Raw genomic sequence first — 24515 nt, 5'->3', positions numbered from 1 at the left:
CATGAAATACGCCTGGCATATCCTGATCTCCCTTGTCTCATTCTGCACGATCCTATCTCAATCCCATAGCGCAGAAGCCTCACAAACATTCACCATTATTTTCACCACCTATGCACTCAGGCCGATCAATACATCGAACATCTATTTCAAAAGTGCCAACGGAAGCCTGACGCTAATCCAATTCAACCCGAAAAGCCGCTCCAGTAGTTACACTGCAACACTCCCAGTAGAAAGTGGAATACTGCATTTCTACCGAAAACACACAGCATCAGACTCCCCGAGCATCACCCCGATAGGCCACGTTTCATTAACACCAACAGATACGAGGGCTCTTCTGATTTTCCAACAAGGCGACTCTGCAGATGACTTAAAAATCCACTCGATTGACGACTCTTCCAGAAACTTCCCGCTCGGAAGCCTCCGAGTCGCCAACATCACAGAGGTCAATGTGATTGGAAAAATCAATGACTCTCAAATCACCATCAAGAATGGTGATGCCAGCAAACCCATTCAGCTTGGGTCCAATGGATCTGCCGAAATATCAATTGCTGCAAAAGGCGGTGAACGATTCCACCTACTCTACAAAAATCGGCTTCGTATCACTTCTGGGAGTCGAGGCATCTTGATATTAAGACCACCTGCACGAAAAGGCTCTTTGCGAATCGGCGGGCATCTACTGCTCGAATCGCCCAACGAGATTAAAGAATAAATCGCCTAGGCTGGCTACACAGCCAACGCGCTGTATTTCTCCCACAGGTGGGTAAACGACCACGCGAAGTCGCGCGGCGCTCGTTCGATCCATGCATTGAGCTCATCGATATCAACCCACTTGCCATCGCTGACTTCGTCAGGATCGAGCTTAAACGGCCCCTCCGATTCGCAACGATAGACCCAAACGAACTCCTGTCCGGTTTGCTTACAAGGCGACTCCTTGAAAATACGGGTCAAATTCAGCGGATCAAGTAAGCCGATCTCTTCACCCAGTTCGCGTGTCGCAGCAACATCGTAATCCTCACCGCTATCGACGTGCCCAGAGCATGAGCTCACCCATTTACCGGGAGCCGAGTCTTTCGTCAGCGAGCGGCGTTGCAGGTAAAGTTGACCTGCTGCGTTAAATACAAAGATGTGCACCGCACGGTGCATTAGCTTTTCGCGGTGGACGACGGAACGGATCTCAGTGCCAAGGACAGTGTCCTCGGCATCTACGATATCAAATAATTCTTCAGGATCTTGCACGGCTCGGTATTATAAAGTTAGGGAAATGATACGAATCGCAACTATGATAGCCCATCAACGACCAAAGTTCCAATTTCGGGTATAAATAATATGAACAATTAGAAAAATACCCGCTCGTCAGCCCGTAGTCACGACGTATCAAAGACTTAGCGAATCAACCCCTTGAAATCTTCAAAGTGACCAGTGAAGCCGCCGGGCACACCTTTGTTAATCACCGCAACCGCATCGTGTGAGTGCAGTGACTCGAGGTGAGCGCAAGCGACTTGAAAATCTACGATACGCGGCTCTTCATCAAGCTGCTCGTAGAGCAGGCGCGCTGCGTCTTCGACAAATTTAGTAAAGGCACCATTCATCTCAGCAAATGCCTGCTCGTCCTCACGCTTGACCATGACTTGCGTCTCGGTCTTGAGTGCTTCGAGGCAGATCTGCTGGATATCTTCGATCGCGAGATGTGCGCCTTCAGCCACTTCAACACTCACCCGAGCGGTGCTACGCTGCGAGTGCGGGATACCATAGATATTACGGCTGCCACGCGCATGCTCAGAAAGCTCGGAAGAGCATGGGCAAGCCGAAGAGTAGATGAAATCGAAGTGGATGTATTTACGGAAGCGGTCGAGCTCATCGATCTTACCCTCAAACGCACACTTATAATACTGCCAACCTTCGAGCCCGCTACGTAAGCTGGGCTTCAAGATCGGATATTCGAAATCAAGCTTCAGCTGTGCACGGTGCGCAATGACCTCAGTCTTATACTCGAGCAATATCTCGTGCAACAGGTCAGGCGTGAAGATGCGATCTTGAAAAGTGTAGAACACGCGCATGATACGCGACATGTTGATCCCTTTCTGGTTGGCCTCTAAAGAGACGGTGCCAGTGACCGAGGTTTCAAGGGTTTGCGTATCCGACGTCGGTGTAATGTAGCGAAGCGGGAGCTTAAAATTGGAAATACCGACTTTAAGGATCGGCACATTCGCGCCGAAGATCTGCTGTGCGTCGGCGTTCTGCATATCCGGCAGGTCGGAGCGATATTCGTCTGTAAGGACGAAATCCTGATCATAGAATTTCACTGGCTTTGCGGGTGCGGAAGTCAGTTCAACCTGTGCTGGAATGCTATTTTTATTTTTCATGCTTCGATGGATCGTCTGCGGGCGTGCTACCAACATTCACATAACAACCTGTCTGAGAATGACTAGAGGCGCAAGCCCGCGTCTGTCTTTATAAGAGCGGAGGAGGTAAAGCAGTATTCCCGAACTTGGCAAGTTCGTAAAAAGGCTTTGCCGAACTAGGAAGGCGTGCTAAGTCTCAGCCCACATGTCGACCGACTTTCAGATCTTAGGTTCCAGTAGCAATGGCAATTGCTCCCTACTCCGCACGGGCAATAGCAAAATCCTGATTGATGCGGGGTTCTCAGGCAAGCGTATCGGACTGATGCTCAACGCAATCGGCGAATCCATCGATACCATCGACGCAGTCTTCCTCACACACGAGCACAGCGACCACGCACAAGGCATTCGCGGACTCGCCAAACGCGCCGACCTGCCCGTCTTTGCCAATCGCGATACCGCAGACGCAATTCAGGGAAAACTCGTCAAGAAAGTCAACTGGCAGGTCTTTCAGACCGGATCGGCCTTTAAATTTCGCGATATCGACGTGCGCTCCTTCTCAGTGCCGCACGATGCCTACGATCCTGTCGGCTACACATTTCATTGGGGCGAAGAAGGCGACCTGATCTCACCGCGCCAGAGTTTAGCCTGGGTCACCGACTTGGGGTATGTGCCTGAACACATTAAGGAACACATCAAATCAGTGCACACTTTAGTGCTCGAAGCCAATTACGACGAAAAGTTACTGGATAGTGACGAACGTCGCCCGTGGTCCCTCAAACAACGCATTCGCGGGCGACACGGCCACCTCTCGAATGACGCCTGCCACGAGGCTCTGAGCGGCCTAAACGGGGATTCCGCGGTGCGCGAAGTCTATCTGGCGCACTTAAGTAAAGACTGCAATACCGTAGAGCTGGTAAAAAATAAGTTTGCGGAGCTATCTGGGAACGCTAGCACCTTCACTATCAAAGTGATCGATCCCTATGGTTGATACTACCCCCGCTGCGATCAGTTAATCATCACGAATACATTTTTTCTCCCTATGAAAAATCCATATCGCAAAACAAAAATCATTTTCACTGTCGGCCCAGCCACACAAAGCGAGGAGATGCTTGAAAAGCTGATCCACGCAGGCGTCGACATCTGCCGCATCAACATGGCGCATGCGGATCACGCATGGACCCGCGAAATCATACAGCGTGTGCGCAAGGTATGTAAGAACGTCGGTCGCAAAATCGCGATCATGATGGACGTCAAGGGCCCGGAAATCCGCACGGGGGACGTGCCTGAGACCTTTGAACTACAAAAAGGCGAAATCATCGACTTCACCTACGGCGAAGGCATTGGTGGTGTGGGCGAAGATGGCATTCGCCGCGTCGACATCAACTATCCCGGCTTTTCCAAGGACATCAACGAGGGCGACACCGTGCTCGTGGATAGCGGCTTGATACGACTACTCGTGCTCGAAATCGTCCATGACAAGCACGTGCGCTGTGAAGTGCTCATCCCTGGACCAATGGGCAACCGTCGCCACATCAATTTACCAGGCGTGCGCGTCAACCTACCTGCGCTCACTAAAAAGGACCAGGGCGATGTCGATGTTGGCATCGAAGAAGACATCGAGTTTTTCGCACTCTCCTTTGTTCGCGAACCCGACGACCTCGACATTTTCCACCGCTATCTCTCCGACAAGGGTTCGACTGCGAAGGTGATCGCCAAGATCGAAGACCAGCAAGCGATTCGCAATCTAGAGGATATCATCAAGGCATCCGATGGCTTGATGGTGGCTCGTGGCGACCTCGGCATTGAGTGCCCCTTTGAAGACCTGCCGCTGATTCAGTCCCGCGCGATCAATACCTGCATTCAACACACCACTCCGGTCATCGTGGCGACACATATGCTCGAGTCGATGATCGACTCACCGATCCCGACGCGCGCCGAAGTCACTGACATCGCCAACGCGATCCGCGAAGAAGCCGACTGCGTGATGCTCTCTGGTGAAACCACAGTCGGCAAATACCCGGTCGAGTGCGTTGAAACCATCAATCGCATCGCCAACCGCATGGAAGCCGAAGATGGCCCCGTGCTACGCGAAGATCTCGTGCTGAAGCAGCCAAAGTCGAAAATGCTGCGTTCTGCCGCGTATCTGGCCTCTGAGCTCGACGATGCCGCGATCGTGGTCTTCACACGCCGTGGCTTACTCCCACAAAAGCTCTCATCGCTCCGAGCGAAAGTGCCCGTTTACGCATTTACCGATAACAAAGACACTTTCGGTCAGCTTCTGATCATGCGCGGCATCGAGCCATTTTTCCTCGAATTCGATGACGAAAACCCTGAACGCACGATTCAAAACGCATTCAAGGCACTGAAAGAGCGAAAATGGGCAAAGTCTGGCGCACCAATGGTCGTCATTACCAATGTCATCGCAGGCGAAAAGATTGTCGACACCATCCAGCTTCGTGAGGTTGAATAATAGGGAGTTCCCCCTAATTCAACTTCTATGGACAAATTTAAAAACCTGCTACTGCCGTTAGCGCTGATCTTTGGCGCAATTGCTGTCTTTGAAACTGGCGCTCGCTATGGCGCGACCAACATGCGCGCGCATGCGATCGCCAGCGAACTGCAACTACCGCTCGGAATCTACATCACGGGGCAGTCCTCAATGGACGAGAAGAACGTCGCCCAGTGGGCGACGATCATCGACAACGGCATCGCAGCAGGCTCAGTTCATCGCCAGATCTGGTATCTTAATAAAGCAGCCAAAGCTCAGCTCGATAAAGTCCTCACCTTCGCACTCACCGTGCGGGGTGATGGCGCGGCGAAACGCTTCGAAACCATCGCAAACAGCGATCAGCCCAAAGGTATCGATGATTCCAGACTCAGCGAAATCCGCAACGCCATTGACAGCGCAAAGGTCGAACTCATCGATAATGCGCCAAAAACCACAGAGGCTGAGAGCAGCGAGCAGGCCGAAACAGGCGAAGTCAAAAGCGACGCTTAACACTCCAATATTCGGACATAACGGAGAGCTTGCCTAATGATATTTAATACATTTGACTGTATTCGTGCAACAAACTGAAGAATATCGACCGGGCGCTAGTATAATCAAGCAAGACACTGAAAGCACTGGCTTTTATGTCTTAGAAAAAGGTGCTGTTGAAGTCTATAAAGACGGCATCATGCTCAACGTCCTGATGTATCCAGGCACCATCTTTGGCGAAATGGGCGACATCCTCGACAAGCCCCGCAGCTGCACCGTCAAAGCACGCACCGCCACAATCGTTACGAGATACGACTCTGGCGAGATGGAGAACGTGATCCGAGAGCATCCCGAGATCGCGATCAAAATCTTCAAAACTCTAGCCAGCCGCCTAGAACGCACCACACAGAAACTGGCCGACGTCACCCGTGTCTCAACCGTATGGTCGGTGGAGAACAAGAAGAAATAGCCGTATCGCCGTCGACCAAGCGCTGACGGCGAAATCGAACCAGCCAAGCGCCCCTGACCCGATCGACTCAATGGACGCAGCAAAAAATATACGCCCAATAGCCGTCTCACATGCTTAGGCAGTGCGACGGCATAAATACATTGCCCCCTAACGTAAATAGCCCGATAAGTTAATCGGAAGTAAAAACGTATAACAGTAACAGGATTAAAGAGATGAAAAACACTCACTCCCTCAACTTCGCAATAGCACTGGCTATCGGACTCACCGCAATCGGTTGCAAAAAACAAACGGCACCCACACCTCCACCTCCGATCGTCCAGGTTGAAACTGTCAAGATGACTGACATGCCAGTCTCCGCTGAATTCATCGGCCATCTCGACTCACCACAAAACGTCCAAGTGCGCGCACGCGTCGAAGCCTTTGTCGAAAAGATGCTCTTCATCGAAGGCACCGAAGTCAAAGAAGGCGATCCACTCTTTCTACTGGATAAAAAGCCACTACAAGAGCAACTCGATGCCGCCAATGGCCGCCTAGCCGAAGCCAAAGCTGCGCTCAAGAAATATGAGAAAGACGTCGCTCGACTCGAACCACTCGCAAAGAAGCGTGCGATTCCACAGCAAGATCTCGACAACGCACTCGCGACCGTCGACATCGGCAAAGCCAACGTCTACTCGGCGGAAGCCAACGTAGTGTCAGCCGAAATCGACCTCGGTTACTGCGACGTCAATGCACCTAGCTCCGGCCTAATCGGCGCCAAGCAAGTATCCGTCGGCAGCCTCGTCGGCAAAGGCGAGCCCACCCTGATGGCCACCATTTCGCAACTCGATCCGATTTGGTTCTACTGCAACGTCAGCGAAACCGATTACCTACAAGCCAAAGACCAAAACAATCGAAAGAGCAAGGACGTCGCAGACATCCCCATCACCTTACTACTCGCGAATGGACAAGAGCACCCCGACAAAGGAGAAATCGTCTTTATTGATCGCGCCGTGGATGTGACCACTGGCACCTTAAAAATGCGCGTCGCCTTTCCAAATCCGGATAAAATCCTTCGCCCTGGTATGTTTGGCCGCATCAGTGCCGATCTGGGCAAAGTTCCCGGCAGCATCCTCATTCCACAGCGTGCCAACATTGAACTCCAAGGTAAAAATTTCGTATGGGTGGTAGACGCTGAAAACAAGGCGAATCAACGCGCCGTGACAGTCGGCGAAGTGCTCGGCGACAACATACAAATCCTAGAAGGCATCAAAGCCGGCGATCGCATCATCCTCGAAGGCATCCAAAAAGTGCGTGATGGGATGCTCGTGCAACCAAAGAGCGGCAAAGAAATCGCCACCGCAGCCAAAGCAGAAACGGTAAAGCTCGAAGCGGCCAAACAAGCAGCAGCCAAGCAAGAAGCCGCCAAATAAGGCGAACCCAACCCAATAGAGGAACATTTCCATGGCCGACTTTTTCATACGCCGCCCCATCGTAGCGATGGTCATTGCGATCCTGACGGTCATCGTCGGGGCGATCTCGCTCTCACGTTTACCGATCTCGGAATATCCGCCGATCAGCCCGACCATGATTCAGGTCACCGCCACTTACCCTGGCGCAGCTGCCGAGGCGGTGATGGAGTCCGTCGCCACACCGATCGAATCCAAGGTCAACGGTGTCGACAAACTGCTCTATATCCAGTCTTACAATTCCAATGACGGTAAGATGACCCTGAATGCCTATTTCGATGTCGGCACCGACGTCGACATCATGCAGGTCAACACCCAGAACCGCGTGGGCCAAGCAGACTCACAGTTGCCTGAAGCCGCAAAGAGCCAGGGGATCATTACCAACCGTTCCAGTCCCGACATCTTGATGGCGATCGGCCTGAATTCACCCAAAGGTAGTTACGACGCAATCTTCCTCGGCAACTACTGCGACATCAACCTAGTGGATCAGATCAAACGCGTGCGCGGCGTGGGTGACGTGAAGAACTTCACCTCGCAAGACTACTCGATGCGCGTCTGGCTGCGCCCCGACAAACTCGCAACGCTCGGCATCACACCGTCCGACATTCAAAATGCGATCAACGAACAAAATGCGCAGTCCCCCTCGGGGCGCATCGGCGCTGAACCCGCCCCTCAAGGCCAAGAAAAGCAATTCAATGTGCGCGCCCAAGGCCTGCTCAAAACACCCGCAGAATTCGAAGATATCATCATCCGCTCCAATTCGGACGGCTCTCAAGTTAAAATCGGAGATGTCGCCCGCGTCGAACTCGGCGCCAAAACCTACGACCTACGCGCCCGCCTAAGCGGAACCCCGTCGGGTGCACTCGGCGTCTATCTCGCCCCCGGTGCCAATGCGATCGAAACGGCTGACAATGTCCGTAAGATCCTCGAAGAAGCGAAGACACGTTTCCCACCAGACATGGAATACAAAGTGGTGCTCGATGCCACGCTGCCAGTGAAGGCATCCATGGAAGAAATTGTGCATACACTCGCAGAGGCGATCATTCTGGTGCTACTGGTGGTCTACATCTTCCTGCAGAGCTTCCGTGCCACCATCATTCCGATGTGCACCGTGCCTGTTTCACTACTGGGTGCCTTCATTTTATTCCCAGTCTTGGGATTCAGTGTCAACGTGTTGACGATGTTCGGTCTAGTGCTGGCGATCGGCATCGTGGTCGACGACGCCATCGTGGTGGTCGAAGCAGTGCAGCACCATATTGAAAAAGGCAAAGACCCGAAGGAAGCAACGCGCCTAGCCATGAAAGAAGTGGCCGGCCCCGTGGTCGCCATTGGCCTCGTGCTCTGCGCGGTGTTCGTGCCCGTCGCCTTCATGGGCGGTGTCACAGGCCAACTCTATAGCCAATTCGCGCTCACCATCGCCATCGCGGTGGTATTCTCCGTGATCAATGCACTCACACTCAGCCCCGCACTCTGTGCCTTGCTGTTACGTGCGCCCAAAGAAAGCCACGGCCCAATTGCCAAGTTCTTCAAACTCTTCAACCGCTTCTTTGACTGGATCATTCAGAAATACGGGGCGGTCGTCGGTGCACTGGTAAAGAAAGCGACACGCTCGATGCTACTGCTCATCGCAGTGATCGTCGGCATTTTGTTGCTCGGCAGGCATGTCCCGGGTGGATTCATCCCAGATGAGGACAAGGGTTACCTATTCGTCGCCATGGAACTACCCGAAGGTGCCTCCTTGCAACGCTCGGACGAAGTGCTCAAACAGGCTGAAGCAATCGTGAATGCAACCGAAGGGGTCGACTCAAGCTTGGCGCTGTGTGGCTTCAACATTCTGAATTCGCTCAACGCCTCCAATACTGCCATGATGTTTATCGGCTTGGACTCGTGGGAAGAGCGCGCAGACCCAGCACTCCACGCCGAGTCACTCGTGGCTCAATGGAACCGTGAACTCTCCGTCATTCCAGGCGCCCGCATCTTTGCCTTTGGCCCACCTGCCCTGCCTGGTTACGGCAACGTATCTGGCTTCACCATGGAGCTACAAGATCGGTCCGGCGGCAGTATCGAGCAACTCGAAGGCTATGTGCAGCAACTTCAAAAAGCTGCCAGCGCTCGCCCAGAGATCGGCCGCATCAGCACCAGCTTCAACACAGCCTCACCTCAAATCGAAGTCACACTCGATCGCGAAAAAGCACGCACCCTAGACGTGCCAGTCGACAGCATCTTCCAAACCTTGCAAACCTACTTGAGCGGACTGTATGTCAACGACTTCGTCCTCTTCGGGCGTGTCTATCAGGTGCTACTCCAAGCCGAGCCGGAATTCACCAACGAAGCCTCCGACATCAAGCAATTCTACGTGCGTAATAACAATGGCGAAATGGTGCCACTCAGCACCCTCGTAACGATCACCCGGATCAGCGGCCCCAACTTCGTCTCGCGCTTCAATCTATTCAATGCCGCCGAAATGATTGGCGCCCCCGCGCCTGGCTACAGCTCAGCGCAAGCCATTAAGGCGATCGAAGAGGTCATGGAAACCATGCCTAGCGAAGTCGGCTACGAATGGGCAGGACTCACGCTCCAAGAAAAGAAGTCCGAGGGGCAAGCGCCTGTCATCTTCGGCATGGCGATCCTCTTCGTCTTCCTACTATTGGCCGCACAATACGAAAGCTGGGGTCTGCCCTTCGCTGTGCTGCTCGCCACACCGACCGTCATCCTCGGCCTACTGATCGGCATGATTTTCCGCGGTTTTGATCTCAACGTGTATGCGCAAATCGGACTGGTCATGTTGATCGGCCTCTCCGCGAAAAATGCGATTTTGATTGTCGAGTTCGCCAAGATGAAACGCGACGAGGGCGAAGACATTATCCAGGCGGCCATCGACGGCGCGAAACTTCGCCTACGCCCGATTTTGATGACTTCCTTCGCCTTCATCCTCGGCTGTGTGCCATTGATGCTCGCCACCGGATCCGGCGCCGCCTCACGTAGCACCATGGGCACTGGCGTAGTCTTCGGCATGAGCATTGCCACCAGTGTCGGGGTTTTCTTGATTCCGGTCTGTTACGTCTTCGTGCAGAAAATTGTCGAACTCAGTGGCAACAAACCTGAACCGCCCACCACAGAGACTGCCCCAGCAGAAGGAAAGGCACAGTCATGAGTCAGCAAACGTCCAAAACTGTATTCGCAATGAAACATACAAAATACTTCAGCGCGTGGACTGCAGCAACTGGCAGTGTCGCCCTGCTCTTAGGCGGCTGTGCCGTCGGCCCCGAGTTCCAGCAACCAGACCTCGTGCCCCCCGCGGCGTTCCATAGCACCGACGAAGCCACGAATACGGCACTGGGCGAAACATCATTTGCCGATTTAAAATGGCAGGAAGTGTTCACCGACCCGCAGCTCAGCGCCTATATCGAAGAAGCGCTAGAGGCCAACTGGGACGTTAAAATTGCAGCCTCGAACCTGTTAGCAGCTGAGGCCGAAGTAGCTGTCGCACGCTCAGGATTCTTCCCAAGCATTTTCGGTGGCGGTGACCTTTACACCACACGCACCTCCGAGAACGGCCCAACCGGCAAGCTGCCCACCCCCGAGCAAAGCTATGGCGACGTCCAACTAGGCATGTCCAGCTACGAAGTCGACCTCTGGGGCAACATCCGCTACGCCAATGATGCCGCCCGCGCACGCTACCTACAATCAGCCGAAGCACAACATACTGTTCGCCAAACACTGATTGCACAAGTCGCCGCCAGTTACCTAAACCTCTTGGAGCTGGATTATGAGCTACAAATCGCGGAGAACTCTTACAAAACTCGGCAAGAATCGCTCACACTCACCACCACACGCGAAGAAGGAGGCGTCGCCGCCATGCAGGACGTCGTCCAAGCGCAGATACTGGTGTATACTGCAGAAAGCAGCATCGTCGATATTAAGCGCCAACGTGATCTACAAGAAAACGCACTCTGCATTTTGCTAGGACGTAACCCAGGAAAGCTCACACGCGGAGCCGATTTTAGCAGCCAGAGATTCGCCAGTAAGGTGCCGGCCGGCCTGCCCTCGTCCTTGGTAGAGCGCCGTCCCGACATCCGCTCTGCAGAGCAAAGCCTGATCGAAGCCAACGCCAATATTGGCCAAGCCAAAGCTGCCTTCTACCCGCAAGTCACATTGACTGGTGCCTATGGCTACCAAAGCGTCAGTTCATCGGATCTCTTCAAATCCGCCTCCCGCGATTGGCAATTTGGTCCAGCCGTCTCATTACCTATCTTTACCGGTGGCCGCTTAAAATCGAACCTCAAGATTACAGAGGCTCAATACGAGGCAGCGTTGTCCGGCTATCAGCAAACCGTGCAAAATGCCTTCAAGGAAGTCTCCGATGCACTGATCAACTACGAACGCACCCACGAGTTCACCGCCAGCCAAGCCTTACTCACTCAGAGTAATCGCGATGCTGCCGAGCTCGCCAACATCCGCTATGAAGGTGGCGTCACGAGCTACCTCGAAGTCCTCTACAACGAGCAGGAGCTCTTTAGCGCCGAACTGAGCCTCGCCCAGGCCGAACTAGGGGAACTCCTCTCTGTGGTGCAACTCTACCGCGCCCTCGGCGGTGGCTGGGAAGCGCCGACGCAGTAAGAAGTGACACAGACATTCCTGTCTGTCCACCGAACCTAAGCAGCGTGACACAGACATTGCTACGCCATCTACGGCAGACCTCCGTCCTGTCTGTCCACCGAGCCCAAGCAGTCGTGACACAGACATTTCTGTCTGTCCACCGAGCCTAAGCACCAAAAGCGCAAAACCGTCTCGCAGATCAGTCGCTGGCTGGCTTCAGCTGGCCACCCGATTGAACGAACCAGCACCAACCACCCAACGGTCGAGCACCTAAAGGAGCTCGACTACGAAAGCCGCATTCGGCGGCCATCCCGCCAGATCCACAAAACGACGATAGTTTGTAAGGCGAACGCTCTACATACGATATGATGACTATGAAACACTCACTCATTCTAATCATGCTCATCTCCCTAGTATCCACTCTCTCCGCAGGCGATGCACTCGAAGTCGGTGCCACTGCGCCTCAAATACAAGCGGTCGACCAAACTGGCGCAACCATCGATCTCGGCGCAGCACTCAACACTGGCACCACCGTCGTCTTCTTCTACCCAAGAGCCATGACACCTGGCTGCACGAAACAAGCCTGTAGTCTACGCGACAGCTGGGAAGTCCTAAAAGAGCGCGGAGTGGCTATATTCGGCGTCTCAACCGATAGCGCGGAGCGCCAACAACAGTTCATCGACAAGTATGAACTCCCTTACACGCTTATTGCCGACACGGATAAAGTGGTCTCCAAGGCCTTTGGTCGCGGTGGCTTCAGCCGCCAAGCCTACATTTTCATCGACGGAACACTCGTATGGCGCGACCTAAAAGCAGCCACCGCCGACCAAGGCGACGAGGTGCTCGCCGCACTGGATGCCATTCAAGCTTCAGCCAAACACTAGAAAAACAACGCCTCAGCCAGTGCCTGCTCAGCAGACAAAGGCTTCACACGCGCAGTTATTTTTTCCTGCCCCTGACCGAGATACGCTTCGATTTCACCCATCGAACCATCCTTAAACTTGCGACAACGCAAGAAACGTTCGTCATCGTAAACGAATTCCAGCACCAACGCACAATCCTTCGTCGACTCATCGCACTCACAAACCGAGAACTCGGCTTTCAAAGCAGGGCAAGCGTCGCACTCATCGCACTCAGCTAGACACGACTGCACCCACTCCAATAGGCCACGGCCCTCGCCTGACATCGAAGAGCAGTGCTTCACGCGCACCGCCTGTAAGCCTTCACAAATCTGGTCGATCGAATAGCCGCTCAAGAACTGACCAATGGCTTGGCGAGCTGGCAATAAGCGTGCCTTCGCAAGATCAAACACACGACTCGGATCCGGCCACGCCACCGTGCTCATATCTTGAGACTCGATGCTGCTGTCATACACGCAACGACGCACCCCCTTGAGTAAGTTATCAAAATACTTCTCAATACGAGAAATCGGAACACCACTGAACCAGTGATACGTCGGTAGATCGCCTTCCAACCAGATCGAAACTTGATTGGACAAATACCCGAAGTCCTCCGACTTGTAGCGTAGCAGTAAGGCCTCACAACAGCACATCTCACGATGCGATTCACCGATATAGCACTGGCTGAATAGCTTGCTCTCCATCGCCCCATCGAGATCGACCCGAGTCGGGCACAGCACGATGATACGGCTCGGATATCGCTGCGCAAAACGGATCAACGCATCAAAACGCTCACGCGCTTCCTCGGCTGTCACATCCAAGCCGAAGTGCAGCACCACATTCATCTGCGATGCACGGAAGTCATTCTGCGAGAGCAAAGGATCGTTGTCCCACATCGTAGCGAGACGATTAGTCACCTCCCCAACGGGAACTTCGATTCCTGGAAGCGCATTTATTAATTCGGACATAATATATTAAAACAATTTAGCAATCAGTAGGCAGAGTCACAAAGCGCTCAACCAGAACGACGCCATTGATGCCCCTTCTCCCAAAGTAAACGTTCGCTCTCCAAGGGTCCCCACGAACCCGAGGCATAATCGGCCAAACCGTTTGTGCCTGACTCTTTCCAATGTTCTAAGATCGGCGTAATCAACTTCCAAGATGCCTCGGTCTCATCACCACGAATGAAGAGTGTGCTATCACCAATCATTGCATCCAAAATCAGACGCTCATAGGCCTCCGGTGTATTGGAGCCAAAGGTGGTCGCATAGCGGAAGTGCATTTTCACTGGCTGTGTGCGTGTTTCCAAACCAGGAATCTTCGAGTTCATGACCAAAGTCACACCTTCGTCAGGCTGAATACGAATCACCATCGTGTTTTGCGCCACGTCAAATTTCTTGCCCTCGGAGAACAAGATGCCTGGAGGACGCTTAAACTGGATCGCAATCTCACTGGCACGTCGTGCCATACGTTTACCGGAACGGATGTAGAACGGCACACCTTGCCAACGCCAATTATTGATCGAAAGGCGCAACGCAGCATATGTCTCAGTGATAGAATCTTCAGGGATTCCCTCCGCTTCCATGTAGCTCTCGACAGGCTTCCCATTCACAAGTCCACCGGTGTAGCGACCACGCACCACGTCGCCTCCGTCTGCTTTAAGCTCCAAGGGTTGAATCGCTTTCAACACTTTCACCTTCTCATCGCGAATCGATTCTGGATCGAGCGAAACAGGCGGCTCCATCGCAGTCAAAGCGACCAATTGCATCGTGTGATTCTGAATCATATCACGCAGCGCACCACTCGTATCGTAGTAACCGCCACGTGTGCCGACACCCAGACTCTCCGCGACCGTAATCTGCACACAGTCCACGTGCTCACGGTTCCAGAGCGGCTCGAAAATCGAATTTGCAAAACGCTGCACCAACAAATCCTGCACCGTTTCCTTACCGAGGTAGTGATCGATACGATACACCTGCGGCTCTTCAAAGACGCTGTTCAGTGTGGTATTGAGCGCTCGAGCCGAGGCAAGATCGCGACCGAAAGGTTTTTCGATAATCACCTTCGACGCTACCTTCGTGCCAACATGCTGGGCGGCCATCCCACTACTGCCCAAATTCTCAATGATCGGCTCAAACACACTCGGTGGTGTTGAAATATAAAACAAGCGTTGCACATCGCGGCCCAAATCAGCTTCGATCTTGTCGATCTTAGCTGCCAGCTCTACGAATGTCTCAGGATCATCGTATCCACCAGAGTGATACGTCATGTGGTTACGCACACGCTCCCAGATTTCCTTGTTCAGCGGACGGCGAGAAAACTCACCAATCGCTTCATCCATGATATCACGGAACTGATCATCTTCAATCGGCTTACGACCAAAGCCGATTAGGTGAAATTCACCGGGCAGCAGATTATCCACTCCCAAATTAAAAATAGCTGGCACGAGCTTACGCGCAGTAAGATCACCGGAGGCGCCAAAAATCACGACAACTGTCGGTGGCGCACCGCGATGCTTGCTCAAGCCTTGTAGGAAAGGATGTCTGGATTCGTCTGTTTCGTTCGTCATGTCTGATGGCGTTGGACTGAAAAATGTTTATGGAACAGAGGCACATTCGGATAATGGTGCACCTCTCCACGCCCCCCTTTGCAAATTGAGACGTCTATAATGTCAAAGCGGAAGTGTTTTGGCGGATTTCGCAACTGTTTTAGATAGTTTCCACAGCCGCGTCTCAGGATTTCTTTTTTATGCCGATCCACTGAATAAAAACCAGAAACCAACGCATCCTCAGCGCGTGCTCGCACCTCAACAAAGACTAAAACGTCGCCATCCTGACAAATCAAATCGAGCTCATCCCGCTTGTAGCGCCAGTTCCGGACGATCAGCCGATAGCCAAGCACACGCCGACAATGATCTGCCGCAAGGTCTTCGCCAAACGCCCCCCGCTGCGCCCGCGTGCTCCCCTCCGGCAAGCAACGATCCTGCATGCCACAAAAATGCTCACGAATACGATGAAAAATATTCACACCCGAATCATTAGCAAAAGTGCCTTTCATAGCAACGAAATCAGACATAAACTGCACCACCCCGCTTTTTTGCTTTCCAGAAATTCGGTATACACGCTTTGTATCAAACACTCATGAGCACCCCAAAGTATATAATCGTCGGCGCAGGCCTCGCAGGTTGCCTCCTCGCATGGCGATTAGAGCAAGCGGGTAAACAGGTAACTCTGATCGGAAGCACTCAACTCCCAAATGCCTCCGAAGTCGCGGGGGGTGTGATCAATCCCGTCACGGGGCGCTGGATGATCAAGACGTGGAACTTCGATGCACTGATTCCTCATGCAGCGGCGACTTACCGCGAATTGGAGCAAACATTTGGCGTAGAACTTTACCACCCGATCCCACTCATTCGTTACTGCCAGCATGGCATCGACGTCAAACGCATGGGCAAGCGGATGCGCAACCAACGCTATGCCGACGTGCTGGGCGAAGCCATCCCCGTCGGCGAAGGCCCCGCTGCACTCGAAGACACCCACGGCAGCTTTCACATCAAGCAAGCCGCCTACACTGACCTGCCGCTACTCCTGCAAACATTGCGTCAACATTTCACAGACAACGCCACCTTCCGAGACGAGACGTTTATCCACGAAGATTTACAGAAGAACGGCGCGCACTGGAGCTACCACGACTTACAGGCCGATCATATCATCTTCAGTGAAGGTGTCGGCATGCTAACCAACCCATGGTTTAACTGGCTGCCGCTCGCACCCGCCAAAGGCGAGACACTCGTCCTGCAGTGCGAAACACTCAACCTACCGCGTGCGATTTACCATCATCGCAAATGGATCCTCCCCTACGGCGATCACACCTATCGCCTCGGTGCGACCTTTGACAGTGACGACGACACACCCGAGCCCACAGAAGCCGGCGCACGTGAACTCCTCGAATCCGCCCAATCCTTTATCGCGCCAGAGCACACACTGGAGGTGAAGCAGCACTACTCCGGCCTACGCCCGACCACCAAAGACTTCCGCCCCTTTATGGGGAGCCACCCTACCGAACCGAGCCTCCATATTTTTAATGGCCTCGGCTCCAAAGGTGCCTCACTCGCGCCAGAACTAGTCCGACAATTCCTAGCATATTTACTGCAAGGCGAGCCACTCGATCCCGAGATCGACATTATCCGCTACTCTGAACCCAACACCACCCTTCCCAATGCGACTCACTGATCTAGCGCACGACTACTTAAGCGCACAACTACAGCCCGGAGATCGCGCACTGGACGCCACTGCCGGCAACGGCCACGACACTGCATACATGGCAAAACTCGTGGGCTCCACGGGGCACATCATCGCCACCGACATTCAGGAAGCCGCAATCACTGCCACACGCTTGCGCTTGGAAACCGCGAACAGCCAAGCACAAGCCGAGCTACTCGTTGCCGACCATGGGCAGGCACTTCGCTCACTGTGCGAGCAGTATGCGCAAACGATCAGCGCGATCACCTTTAACCTCGGTTACCTCCCCGGCAGCGACAAAAGCATCCAAACGACTCCCGAGTCCACACTCGCGGCCCTTCGATCGGCCTGCGAACTGCTCAAACCAGGCGGCCTATTGCTAGTAACCGCCTACCGTGGACACGAAGGCGGCCAGACCGAAGCAGGCTCTGTTGCCGAGTGGATGCAAACAATCGAATCACGCGGTTGGTTCGTGGAAAGCCACGAACCCGTAGTCACCAGCGGTCGTATTCCGCCGATCCTGTGGGTCGCTCGTAAAGCTTAGCACTCCGGCGTCTGTATCACTTTGCGATCAGGCCGAAATTCACACGCTCCAAGTCCAAGTAGTCGCCCTCATATTGCCGCGACACGACAAAGCGCACACGCAGCGTATATGCCTGAGAGGGCGCACGAATTGGCAACACGATACGCTGCGTTCCATATGATTCACCTGTCGGGCAACGAAACAACATTTCCTTCCCTAAAGAACGACCATCACGATCCGACCACGACAGAGACACATGCGTCCGATTATCAGGGCTGATACGATACGCCAAACTCGCATCTAACAAATAACGCTGCTCAGAAATAACAGGCACATCTCGAAAGATCGAAAACATATCCGCACCTGTCACACGAATCCCAGAATCCCCATCCACCGCACCTACGGATAAGAACTCACTCGGTCGAAAATCAAGCACCCAGTCCTTCACCTTCGGCAAATTTGGCCCAAGAAAATTTCGCGGCTTCGACTCCCCTGCAGCGTGGCGAAGCTCGACGTTCGATGACTTCGAATGAAACACGTCATCCGAATCAGCCCACCACTGCGCTATCTGCACCTCCCCCGTATAATCAAGCAAATCCGCTTCTGGGATTGAAACTCCACCATGCGCCATTGCAGCGAGACTCAACGCGACGGGATCCAATTTGGCAAAGTTCGTGAAATGCTTCAAACGAGCATGCATCGGATTTTTCAAAAGTAGCTCGCTCAACTGATTAAAAGCGGTGCGTGCACTCATAAAGTCTATTAACTGCGCCGGTAAACTCGCGGCGGCGCCTCCCTCAGACTCAGACAACACTGCCAGCGAGTTCGCCACCAATTCTGAACTCGCCGCATGCGACTGCGCAAATGCTTCCGTCAAACTGAACGCCTCCGAAACCACCTCCACGCGTGCCAAGCGTCGAGCATCGTCTTCCACAAGCGCCTTTGCCGACTCAATTAAGCCACGTAACTCCAGTAAAATCTCTGTATCAAACAATTCGATCCCAGACTCATCTTTGTAGAATTTGATCCAGTCTGCCGTGCCCTCATTCGCATTGCGATGCGACTCCGCCCGCTCATAAAAGCCGCGGATCGGTGCCGCTGCTGCACCAAAGAAATTCGTATAATACTCATCCAAGAGCACGTCAGCATCCTGCTCGGGGTTCCACAACAACTCGGATGCCAACCATGCCTTGCCCCCGTCCAAGCCCCAAGAGGATGGTAATTGAGAGAAGAATACAGTGACTCCATTCTGGCTCATAAACGCGAGGCTCTCCGCAATCCACTCATTGAACTGGCGGGGATAAATGTATGGTGAGCCGAAGTAGTAATCCCATGTCGCAATGCGCTCTGCACCCGAATCCGCCCAGCGCTTGATCAGTGCCTTATCGCCCGCACGATATTCCGGATCGTGCCACTGCGCGCGATCCGAGGTCAAGACCGGCATCACGCGTGGATGAATCTGAAACGATGGCGACTGCTCTGTCCAATAATACGCCAGCGCAGTCAAGTAACGCGGTTGCCCCGAGGGCGTCGTCCATGCGCCGCCCTCTTCAAACACCCGCTCTGCGACAGCATTCATAAAGCCGAACACTAGATCGGTATAGTTCGGGCGCGTTCTAAAATAATTAACAGGTTCGACCAATTGCTGCGTCGCCTCGGAATCATCAAACAACACATTGTCATTGATCGAAAGCGAGAAGCTGCGCGCCTCAGGGTTCTTCTCAAAGGCCGCCAGTGCGGCCTCTGCCGCAAGTTCGACCGCGCGTGGCTCTGAGAAGTCAGGCTGAGCATCCATCCCCGCACTGCCCTTCGGCTCACGTCGGCGGCCATAGACCTCTGAGAATACTTCAGGTTCTCGCTCGTAGAGCTCAGCAGAAAACACCTTCGCCAGCGCATGATTAAAACTATAAAGCCCCACAAGGCGATTTCTTCGACCAAAGTCGCCATCCACCGGATAAAATGTGCGCTGCACAAATGCAGGCTCTTCGCGCCAAAACCCCTCTGGGAATGTCGCACGCGCCGAGCCAACCAGCTCAAAGCCCAGATCCCCCGCCCAATACCAACGTGCGCCCAGCAGCTCCGAACAGAGCGCATACACTCCATTTAGCAGGCCACGCTCACCATCTGCAGCAACATAGACGCGGGCCCCTTCACGATGGATCGAAAATGAACCATCTCCCGCCCGACACCGAACACGTCCAGAATCCCCCAAATAAATCGCAGACTTCGGGCGGCTTTCAGTTGCAGTCACGATTTCCAAGTCCACTCCGTAGCGAAGTGCAAATACCTCACGAAAATCTTCTACCGCCGCCAACAGGGCGGCACCTGGTTGCGCAGGAACGACCAACGTGCGAATCGATTCCAACGACAGCTGACTCGACCCTAGCAAGCGCTCGACTCGCCATTCACCCGACCGACTCGACTGCGCAGAAAGCGGCAATACACCAATGAAAAGGCACAACGAGAAGACTAAGTGATACAAGCGCATACAAAAAATAAAGAATCAGCCCGCCAGAAAGAGAGCAATCAGACCGAGAAAACAAAAGAGCACGCCACAGAAAGGTCGAATTTTATTCAGCGACTTCAGCGTATAATGATCAGGCACCCGCTTTGCAAAAAATATAGAAAGAAACGTCATCTGCCCCCACCACCAACTGACACCGATCAATCCACCCAGCATGACAGACGGCACGAGCTGCCAACTCGGCGGGTGAGTCACATACACTCCAGTCGCCAGAAGCACTGCCATCGCAGTCGGTAAGCGCATCGGCATCGCCAATGCGCGATTAAATGCGATGCGAAACAGCATCGTTGCCGAGGGTAAATCCCCCGTATCATCCAGCATCTCGACTCGCCTTGTGCGAAAAAACTTAACCGCCATGTAGCCCAACACAAACACAGCAAACACATGCATGCCTAGGCGTAAAAAAGAAAGATGCCTCGACATCATCATCAAGCCAGGCACCGACACAAACAGCCAAATCAATTGGGACAATGCAAACCCCAGACCAACCGCGCACACTTGCCGCTTCGTTCCAATAGCACCGACTTTAGCCAACCAAACCGTCCCAGGGAACAGCACGAGTGACAGGATAAATCCAGCTGTAATTCCCTCTAGCATACTTAAATAGCATTGATGCCGTGTTTCCAAGAAAGAGCAAGCCAGTCCGATTGCATCCGAAAAAGTGGAGCACAACCGTATTCGCCAAAAAGTTTTCCTTGCCCCTGCTGGATAGCAACACAAGCTCAACAGCTTGCATCTTGCAAATTACGCCAATTAATGCTCTTTATTAGCATTAAGAATACACCCACAATGTCCGCATCCGTATTTCAATTACTCTATTTGAGCTCCGCGAAACCGGAACTCACAGAAGAGTCACTGCTCCAGATTCTTTCGGAATCTCAGCAGCGCAATGCTGCGATCGACATTACTGGGCTACTCCTCCACTCCGATGGCAACATCATTCAGGTCATTGAAGGCGAACAAACCGTCGTCGAACGACTATTCGCCAAGATCGAAAAAGACACACGGCACCACCAAGTCATTGTGCTCTCTCGAAAACTCGTTACCAAGCGCGACTTCCCAGAATACAAGATGGGCTTTAAGCGAGCAACCTCACAGCGACTCGCAGAGGAACTACCTGGATTTTCCGACATCGTCGAAAAACGACAACTACCGCAGGCAACGCTCGACGGTCTGTCACGACACGTCGAAATCTTCCTAAAAACATTTGCCCGCTCGACACGCCTCGAACGCTAAGCTTCGCTTAGACGAGATCGAAACGTTCGATGCCCTTGCGCACCTCTGATAAGAAGGCAGCAGCACCCACGCCATTGATCCAACGATGATCGAAGGTGAGCACCAAAGAGGCCACCTCCATCATGCTACCATCTTTAGACTTAGGATCTGGTAGCGTATAAGGCGCACCGATAAATATCGTCGCAACCGAAGGTGGCACCACGATTGGAATCGCAGAGCGGACATTGTAAGCACCCATGCTAGAGATCGAAAGCGACACACGATTCTTCGAATCCACCTCGCCATGGCGCGTGCGACGTAGTGAATTGTTGAATACGTCTGTGAACACATCCCACTCCATGGTGTTTGCGCTCTTCACGACCGCAGTCTCCAGCGCATCACCAGGTAACGCCACGGCCATACCAAGATCAAAACGATCCGGATCATAGATCAACTCTTCGCCACGAATAATTGAGGCGAAGCGCTCATGTTTATGCATCGCCTGCACCACTGCCCAAGCAGCCATCGTCGCAGTCGAAAGCGTGCCACCGGAGGTTTCCTTACTACGTAAACGTGCGTCGCGAACCGCTTCCCAACGGCAAGTCATCTCAATCGTAGCAGGAATGATGCCCTGCAAGGATTTGACCGCCTCTAAGGAAAGACCTGCTGTTTTCTTCAGCACAGCGCCTCCCGCAGCTACAACAGGTGCAGCCTTCACAGCGACAGCCGCAGCCCCCGACATCTGAAGCGGAACCAATTCTTGTCCAACGGAAACTTCGTCCTCCTCGGCGATCAACCACTCGCCAAGAATGCCATCCTCATCACATTCGATCGGGAATACGGCCTTATCCGTCTCCACTTCACAGAGCGGATCGTCGGCTTTCACCGCCTCACCAGCTTCCTTCAAGATCGAAACGACGCGTGCGACGCGGATCCCCTCGCCGAGAATCGGGACAGTGATCATTTTGGTCGCACTCGGAGCATTGTTCGATTCAGCAGTCATAGAGTCTTCAATAGGTGTTTGGATCGATTCCATTGCCCCCGCCTTCGACTGGAGCGAAGACTCCAAGGTCGTCGAAAGCAAGCGATCCAAGGCGGCAGTGATTCGCGCTTGGTCAGGAAGCGCGGCGTATTCATAAATCGGATTAAAGCCCACATGCACATCGTCTTTGGACACGATCACTGGGGGCGTTTTCAAGCATTGCAGCACCGTATGGTCGCTGCACATCTCTGCGACGATCATTTGGCCTACACTCGCGCTAATGTTGTCTTCTTGGACGATTAATAAGCGGCCCGTCTTGCGCACAGACGCGGCCACCGCCTTTTTATCCCAGGGTGCTATCGAGCGCAGATCGATCAGTTCAACATCGAGGTTGGAGTTCATCGCCTCTAAAGTCTCTTCGACTAACTCGACACAATTCCCCCAAGTGACCAGCGTGAGCAACTCCCCAGAACGCACCAGTCGCGCTTGCCCAAGTGGAATCGCTTCAACCGACTTCGGCGCAGGCAACTCCGCCCACATCAAATGCTTCGGCAGGAGAATAATCGTAGGGTCCTCGCCATGCAGTGCAGTCCAGAAAAGTCCCGCAGCATCGCCAGGGGTCGATGGCACGACCACCCGAATGCCAGGCACACGCGCAAAAGACGCCTCTCCCGCCTGACTATGCCATAAAGCACCGCCCGGGAGATAGCCACCGCAGGGTGCGTAAATCACCAAGGGGCACTTCCATTGCCCAAAACTGCGCCAACGCAGTGTCGCCATATTAGACACCAACTGGTTCCACCCCGGATAGATAAAATCAACAAATTGAATCTCGAAACAAGGACGCTTTCCATACGAAGCCAAGCCGACGGCGACCCCCATGATGGTGGACTCTGCCAAGGGCGAATTCACCGCACGCTCCGGATCCTTCGTCGATAGGCCTTTCGTTAAATTAAACACTCCGCCTTTTGGATCAGCGATATCTTCACCAAAGAAGACCACGTCCGGCAGTGCATCCATCGCTGCGTGAAAGGTGCGATTCACCGCATCGAGCATGCGGCACGGTGCATCCAATTGAATGTCCGCCGCAGGGGCGGGATTGGCTGAACCAGTCAAATGTAAGGCGCACTCTTCGCCCAATGGATCCGTTTGACCGTTAGCACGGCGATACTCGGCACGGATCGCTTCGCGCAGTTTCTCCTCCTGAGCAGTCGCCTCAGCCTCTGTGAGTATACCATCTGCAATGAGTTGGCTTTGAAATAAACTGATCGGATCGCGCTCATGCATCGCTTCGAGCTCATCTGCGGCGCGATACATCCGTTGATCATCGGCACTGGAGTGATTTGAGAATCGCTCCACATCACACCATATAAAAGCAGGTCCTTGCCCGGATCGAGCCTGCTCCACCGCGACTCGGCCAGCCTCTGCCACTGCCTCGACATCACTGCCATCCACTCGTATCCACTCGCTACGATCCAGCACTCCCAGTGCGATCGGATTCGTTTGCGTCGTCGATGTGCTGATTGCGATGCGATTATCCTGCACCACAAAAACCATCGGCAACTTCCGCTCTTTAGCAAAGCAGACCGCTTCGTAAAAATCGCCTTGTCGCGCAGACGCTTCACCCAACGATGCATACACTACATTGGGCTTACCATCGAGTTGGATCCCCCATGCCGCACCACAAGCGGGTAACAAATGCACACCCACCGGCGATGGATGGCTCCAAATATTCAATTTACGATCACTAAAGTGCCCCGTCAATTGACGACCACCGCTGGACGAGTCCCGCTTCGCATAAAACGCGAGCGCCAAATCGTAATCACTCATGCCACGCTGCGTGCAAAATGCGCGATCACGATAATACGGGAACGCATAGTCATCGGCTTCGAGATGCAGCGCGATACCTGCAAGTGCCTCGTGCCCCATACCTGAAATATGAAACCAGCCCTTCCCCTGGCGAATCAGGCTCTGCTCACGCAGGTCACCAAGGCGACTACGCCATAGAACACGTAATAAAGATTTCCGTGTTTCGGGATCTAACTGCGAGCTCATTTCTAAATTTTCGTTGGGCATTTCTATAATAAAAAACAGCGAGTCTAAATTCGTAAAACACGCCTAACTCAGCCAATAAAGAATAGCCGGATTGCCCCTGCAAGGACGAATCAGAGGCTATTTCAAACGAAAAAGGCCCGGACGCCTACCCAGCGCCCGGACCTCACTACTACCCTCTATACTAACCAAATTTTCTTAAACAGTATGAGATAAGTTGGCCTAATCAAGGAAAACTTCAAGTTTA

At 53.3% G+C, this 24515-nt stretch carries 20 protein-coding genes; 12 read left to right on the top strand and 8 right to left on the bottom strand.

The annotated features are described in order from the left end of the window. Position 1 precedes the first annotated feature (1 nt). A complete protein-coding gene (locus GZZ87_RS06435) occupies positions 2-709 on the top strand; it encodes a hypothetical protein (RefSeq protein ID WP_162051277.1) in 708 nt (235 codons plus the stop codon). Positions 710-723: 14 nt separating this feature from the next. On the opposite strand, the gene GZZ87_RS06430 is transcribed toward GZZ87_RS06435, so the two are convergent. Together GZZ87_RS06430 and folE2 are read right to left on the bottom strand one after the other, a co-directional pair. Then, a complete protein-coding gene (locus GZZ87_RS06430; RefSeq protein WP_244648042.1) occupies positions 724-1236 on the bottom strand; it encodes an NUDIX domain-containing protein in 513 nt (170 codons plus the stop codon). Positions 1237-1382: 146 nt separating this feature from the next. After that, positions 1383-2363 carry a GTP cyclohydrolase FolE2 gene (gene folE2, locus GZZ87_RS06425; protein ID WP_162025701.1) on the bottom strand — a complete coding sequence of 327 codons (981 nt, stop codon included), beginning with the start codon at positions 2361-2363 and terminating at the stop codon, positions 1383-1385. A gap of 184 nt (positions 2364-2547) precedes the next feature. On the opposite strand from folE2, the gene GZZ87_RS06420 reads away from it, so the two are divergent. The 8 genes from GZZ87_RS06420 to GZZ87_RS06385 all read left to right on the top strand — a co-directional run bounded on the left by GZZ87_RS06420 (position 2548) and on the right by GZZ87_RS06385 (position 12716). Further along, positions 2548-3330 (top strand): MBL fold metallo-hydrolase, encoded by a 783-nt coding sequence (locus GZZ87_RS06420; protein ID WP_162025700.1) that lies wholly within the window; start codon positions 2548-2550, stop codon positions 3328-3330. Positions 3331-3381: 51 nt separating this feature from the next. Then, positions 3382-4812 carry a pyruvate kinase gene (gene pyk / locus GZZ87_RS06415; protein ID WP_162025699.1) on the top strand — a complete coding sequence of 477 codons (1431 nt, stop codon included), beginning with the start codon at positions 3382-3384 and terminating at the stop codon, positions 4810-4812. Positions 4813-4839: 27 nt separating this feature from the next. Continuing rightward, positions 4840-5340 carry a hypothetical protein gene (locus GZZ87_RS06410; RefSeq protein ID WP_162025698.1) on the top strand — a complete coding sequence of 167 codons (501 nt, stop codon included), beginning with the start codon at positions 4840-4842 and terminating at the stop codon, positions 5338-5340. 64 nt (positions 5341-5404) lie between these two features. Continuing rightward, the gene (locus tag GZZ87_RS06405) at positions 5405-5788 is read left to right on the top strand and encodes a cyclic nucleotide-binding domain-containing protein (protein WP_162025697.1); all 384 of its coding nucleotides are present in this window, start codon (positions 5405-5407) and stop codon (positions 5786-5788) included. A gap of 212 nt (positions 5789-6000) precedes the next feature. Next, positions 6001-7197 (top strand): efflux RND transporter periplasmic adaptor subunit, encoded by a 1197-nt coding sequence (locus GZZ87_RS06400; RefSeq protein ID WP_162025696.1) that lies wholly within the window; start codon positions 6001-6003, stop codon positions 7195-7197. Positions 7198-7228: 31 nt separating this feature from the next. Continuing rightward, positions 7229-10387 (top strand): multidrug efflux RND transporter permease subunit, encoded by a 3159-nt coding sequence (locus GZZ87_RS06395; RefSeq protein ID WP_162025695.1) that lies wholly within the window; start codon positions 7229-7231, stop codon positions 10385-10387. 29 nt (positions 10388-10416) lie between these two features. Continuing rightward, positions 10417-11853: an efflux transporter outer membrane subunit gene (locus GZZ87_RS06390; RefSeq protein WP_162025694.1), complete on the top strand. Its 1437-nt coding sequence runs from the start codon at positions 10417-10419 to the stop codon at positions 11851-11853. A gap of 353 nt (positions 11854-12206) precedes the next feature. Beyond that, the gene (locus tag GZZ87_RS06385) at positions 12207-12716 is read left to right on the top strand and encodes a peroxiredoxin (RefSeq protein ID WP_244648043.1); all 510 of its coding nucleotides are present in this window, start codon (positions 12207-12209) and stop codon (positions 12714-12716) included. On the opposite strand, the gene GZZ87_RS06380 is transcribed toward GZZ87_RS06385, so the two are convergent. Genes GZZ87_RS06380 through GZZ87_RS06370 form a run of 3 tightly spaced genes read right to left on the bottom strand, consistent with a single transcriptional unit; the run spans position 12713 to position 15806 of the window. After that, positions 12713-13699 carry a glucose-6-phosphate dehydrogenase assembly protein OpcA gene (locus GZZ87_RS06380; protein ID WP_162025692.1) on the bottom strand — a complete coding sequence of 329 codons (987 nt, stop codon included), beginning with the start codon at positions 13697-13699 and terminating at the stop codon, positions 12713-12715. The genes GZZ87_RS06385 and GZZ87_RS06380 overlap by 4 nt on opposite strands. A 47-nt stretch (positions 13700-13746) precedes the next feature. After that, positions 13747-15300 (bottom strand): glucose-6-phosphate dehydrogenase, encoded by a 1554-nt coding sequence (zwf, locus tag GZZ87_RS06375; RefSeq protein WP_162025691.1) that lies wholly within the window; start codon positions 15298-15300, stop codon positions 13747-13749. Further along, on the bottom strand, positions 15297-15806 hold the full coding sequence (locus GZZ87_RS06370; protein WP_244648044.1) for a YraN family protein: 510 nt from the start codon (positions 15804-15806) through the stop codon (positions 15297-15299). Before GZZ87_RS06370 ends, zwf begins: the two co-directional genes overlap by 4 nt. Before the next feature lie 65 nt (positions 15807-15871). Between GZZ87_RS06370 and GZZ87_RS06365 the strand changes: the two genes are divergently transcribed. Then, positions 15872-16963 (top strand): FAD-dependent oxidoreductase, encoded by a 1092-nt coding sequence (locus tag GZZ87_RS06365; RefSeq protein WP_162025690.1) that lies wholly within the window; start codon positions 15872-15874, stop codon positions 16961-16963. Next, positions 16950-17516 (top strand): class I SAM-dependent methyltransferase, encoded by a 567-nt coding sequence (locus tag GZZ87_RS06360; protein ID WP_162025689.1) that lies wholly within the window; start codon positions 16950-16952, stop codon positions 17514-17516. Before GZZ87_RS06365 ends, GZZ87_RS06360 begins: the two co-directional genes overlap by 14 nt. 16 nt (positions 17517-17532) lie before the next feature. Here the strand turns inward: GZZ87_RS06360 and GZZ87_RS06355 are convergent, their stop codons facing one another. Further along, complete coding sequence (locus tag GZZ87_RS06355) at positions 17533-19983, bottom strand: DUF4838 domain-containing protein (protein ID WP_162025688.1); 2451 nt, start codon at positions 19981-19983, stop codon at positions 17533-17535. Between the two features lie 15 nt (positions 19984-19998). Next, a complete protein-coding gene (locus tag GZZ87_RS06350; protein WP_162025687.1) occupies positions 19999-20616 on the bottom strand; it encodes a hypothetical protein in 618 nt (205 codons plus the stop codon). Between the two features lie 192 nt (positions 20617-20808). Between GZZ87_RS06350 and GZZ87_RS06345 the strand changes: the two genes are divergently transcribed. Continuing rightward, positions 20809-21255 carry a BLUF domain-containing protein gene (locus GZZ87_RS06345; protein ID WP_162025686.1) on the top strand — a complete coding sequence of 149 codons (447 nt, stop codon included), beginning with the start codon at positions 20809-20811 and terminating at the stop codon, positions 21253-21255. A 7-nt stretch (positions 21256-21262) separates the two neighbouring features. On the opposite strand, the gene GZZ87_RS06340 is transcribed toward GZZ87_RS06345, so the two are convergent. After that, positions 21263-24292 carry a thiamine pyrophosphate-dependent enzyme gene (locus tag GZZ87_RS06340; RefSeq protein ID WP_162025685.1) on the bottom strand — a complete coding sequence of 1010 codons (3030 nt, stop codon included), beginning with the start codon at positions 24290-24292 and terminating at the stop codon, positions 21263-21265. Positions 24293-24515 lie beyond the last annotated feature (223 nt).

It is taken from the genome of Lentimonas sp. CC4, from assembly GCF_902728235.1.
Taxonomy (GTDB): Bacteria; Verrucomicrobiota; Verrucomicrobiia; order Opitutales; family Coraliomargaritaceae; genus Lentimonas.
This window is presented reverse-complemented; position numbering and strand designations above follow the sequence as displayed.

Coding starts and splice junctions, on each gene's coding strand:
- GZZ87_RS06390 (WP_162025694.1), top strand. CDS start 10,417: ATGAAACATACAAAATACTTCAGCGCGTGGACTGCAGCAACTGGCAGT.
- GZZ87_RS06380 (WP_162025692.1), bottom strand. CDS start 13,699: ATGTCCGAATTAATAAATGCGCTTCCAGGAATCGAAGTTCCCGTTGGG.
- GZZ87_RS06385 (WP_244648043.1), top strand. CDS start 12,207: ATGAAACACTCACTCATTCTAATCATGCTCATCTCCCTAGTATCCACT.
- GZZ87_RS06435 (WP_162051277.1), top strand. CDS start 2: ATGAAATACGCCTGGCATATCCTGATCTCCCTTGTCTCATTCTGCACG.
- GZZ87_RS06365 (WP_162025690.1), top strand. CDS start 15,872: ATGAGCACCCCAAAGTATATAATCGTCGGCGCAGGCCTCGCAGGTTGC.
- pyk (WP_162025699.1), top strand. CDS start 3,382: ATGAAAAATCCATATCGCAAAACAAAAATCATTTTCACTGTCGGCCCA.
- folE2 (WP_162025701.1), bottom strand. CDS start 2,363: ATGAAAAATAAAAATAGCATTCCAGCACAGGTTGAACTGACTTCCGCA.
- GZZ87_RS06345 (WP_162025686.1), top strand. CDS start 20,809: ATGTCCGCATCCGTATTTCAATTACTCTATTTGAGCTCCGCGAAACCG.
- GZZ87_RS06370 (WP_244648044.1), bottom strand. CDS start 15,806: ATGTCTGATTTCGTTGCTATGAAAGGCACTTTTGCTAATGATTCGGGT.
- GZZ87_RS06400 (WP_162025696.1), top strand. CDS start 6,001: ATGAAAAACACTCACTCCCTCAACTTCGCAATAGCACTGGCTATCGGA.
- GZZ87_RS06355 (WP_162025688.1), bottom strand. CDS start 19,983: ATGCGCTTGTATCACTTAGTCTTCTCGTTGTGCCTTTTCATTGGTGTA.
- GZZ87_RS06395 (WP_162025695.1), top strand. CDS start 7,229: ATGGCCGACTTTTTCATACGCCGCCCCATCGTAGCGATGGTCATTGCG.
- GZZ87_RS06420 (WP_162025700.1), top strand. CDS start 2,548: ATGTCGACCGACTTTCAGATCTTAGGTTCCAGTAGCAATGGCAATTGC.
- GZZ87_RS06360 (WP_162025689.1), top strand. CDS start 16,950: ATGCGACTCACTGATCTAGCGCACGACTACTTAAGCGCACAACTACAG.
- zwf (WP_162025691.1), bottom strand. CDS start 15,300: ATGACGAACGAAACAGACGAATCCAGACATCCTTTCCTACAAGGCTTG.
- GZZ87_RS06350 (WP_162025687.1), bottom strand. CDS start 20,616: ATGCTAGAGGGAATTACAGCTGGATTTATCCTGTCACTCGTGCTGTTC.
- GZZ87_RS06340 (WP_162025685.1), bottom strand. CDS start 24,292: ATGCCCAACGAAAATTTAGAAATGAGCTCGCAGTTAGATCCCGAAACA.
- GZZ87_RS06410 (WP_162025698.1), top strand. CDS start 4,840: ATGGACAAATTTAAAAACCTGCTACTGCCGTTAGCGCTGATCTTTGGC.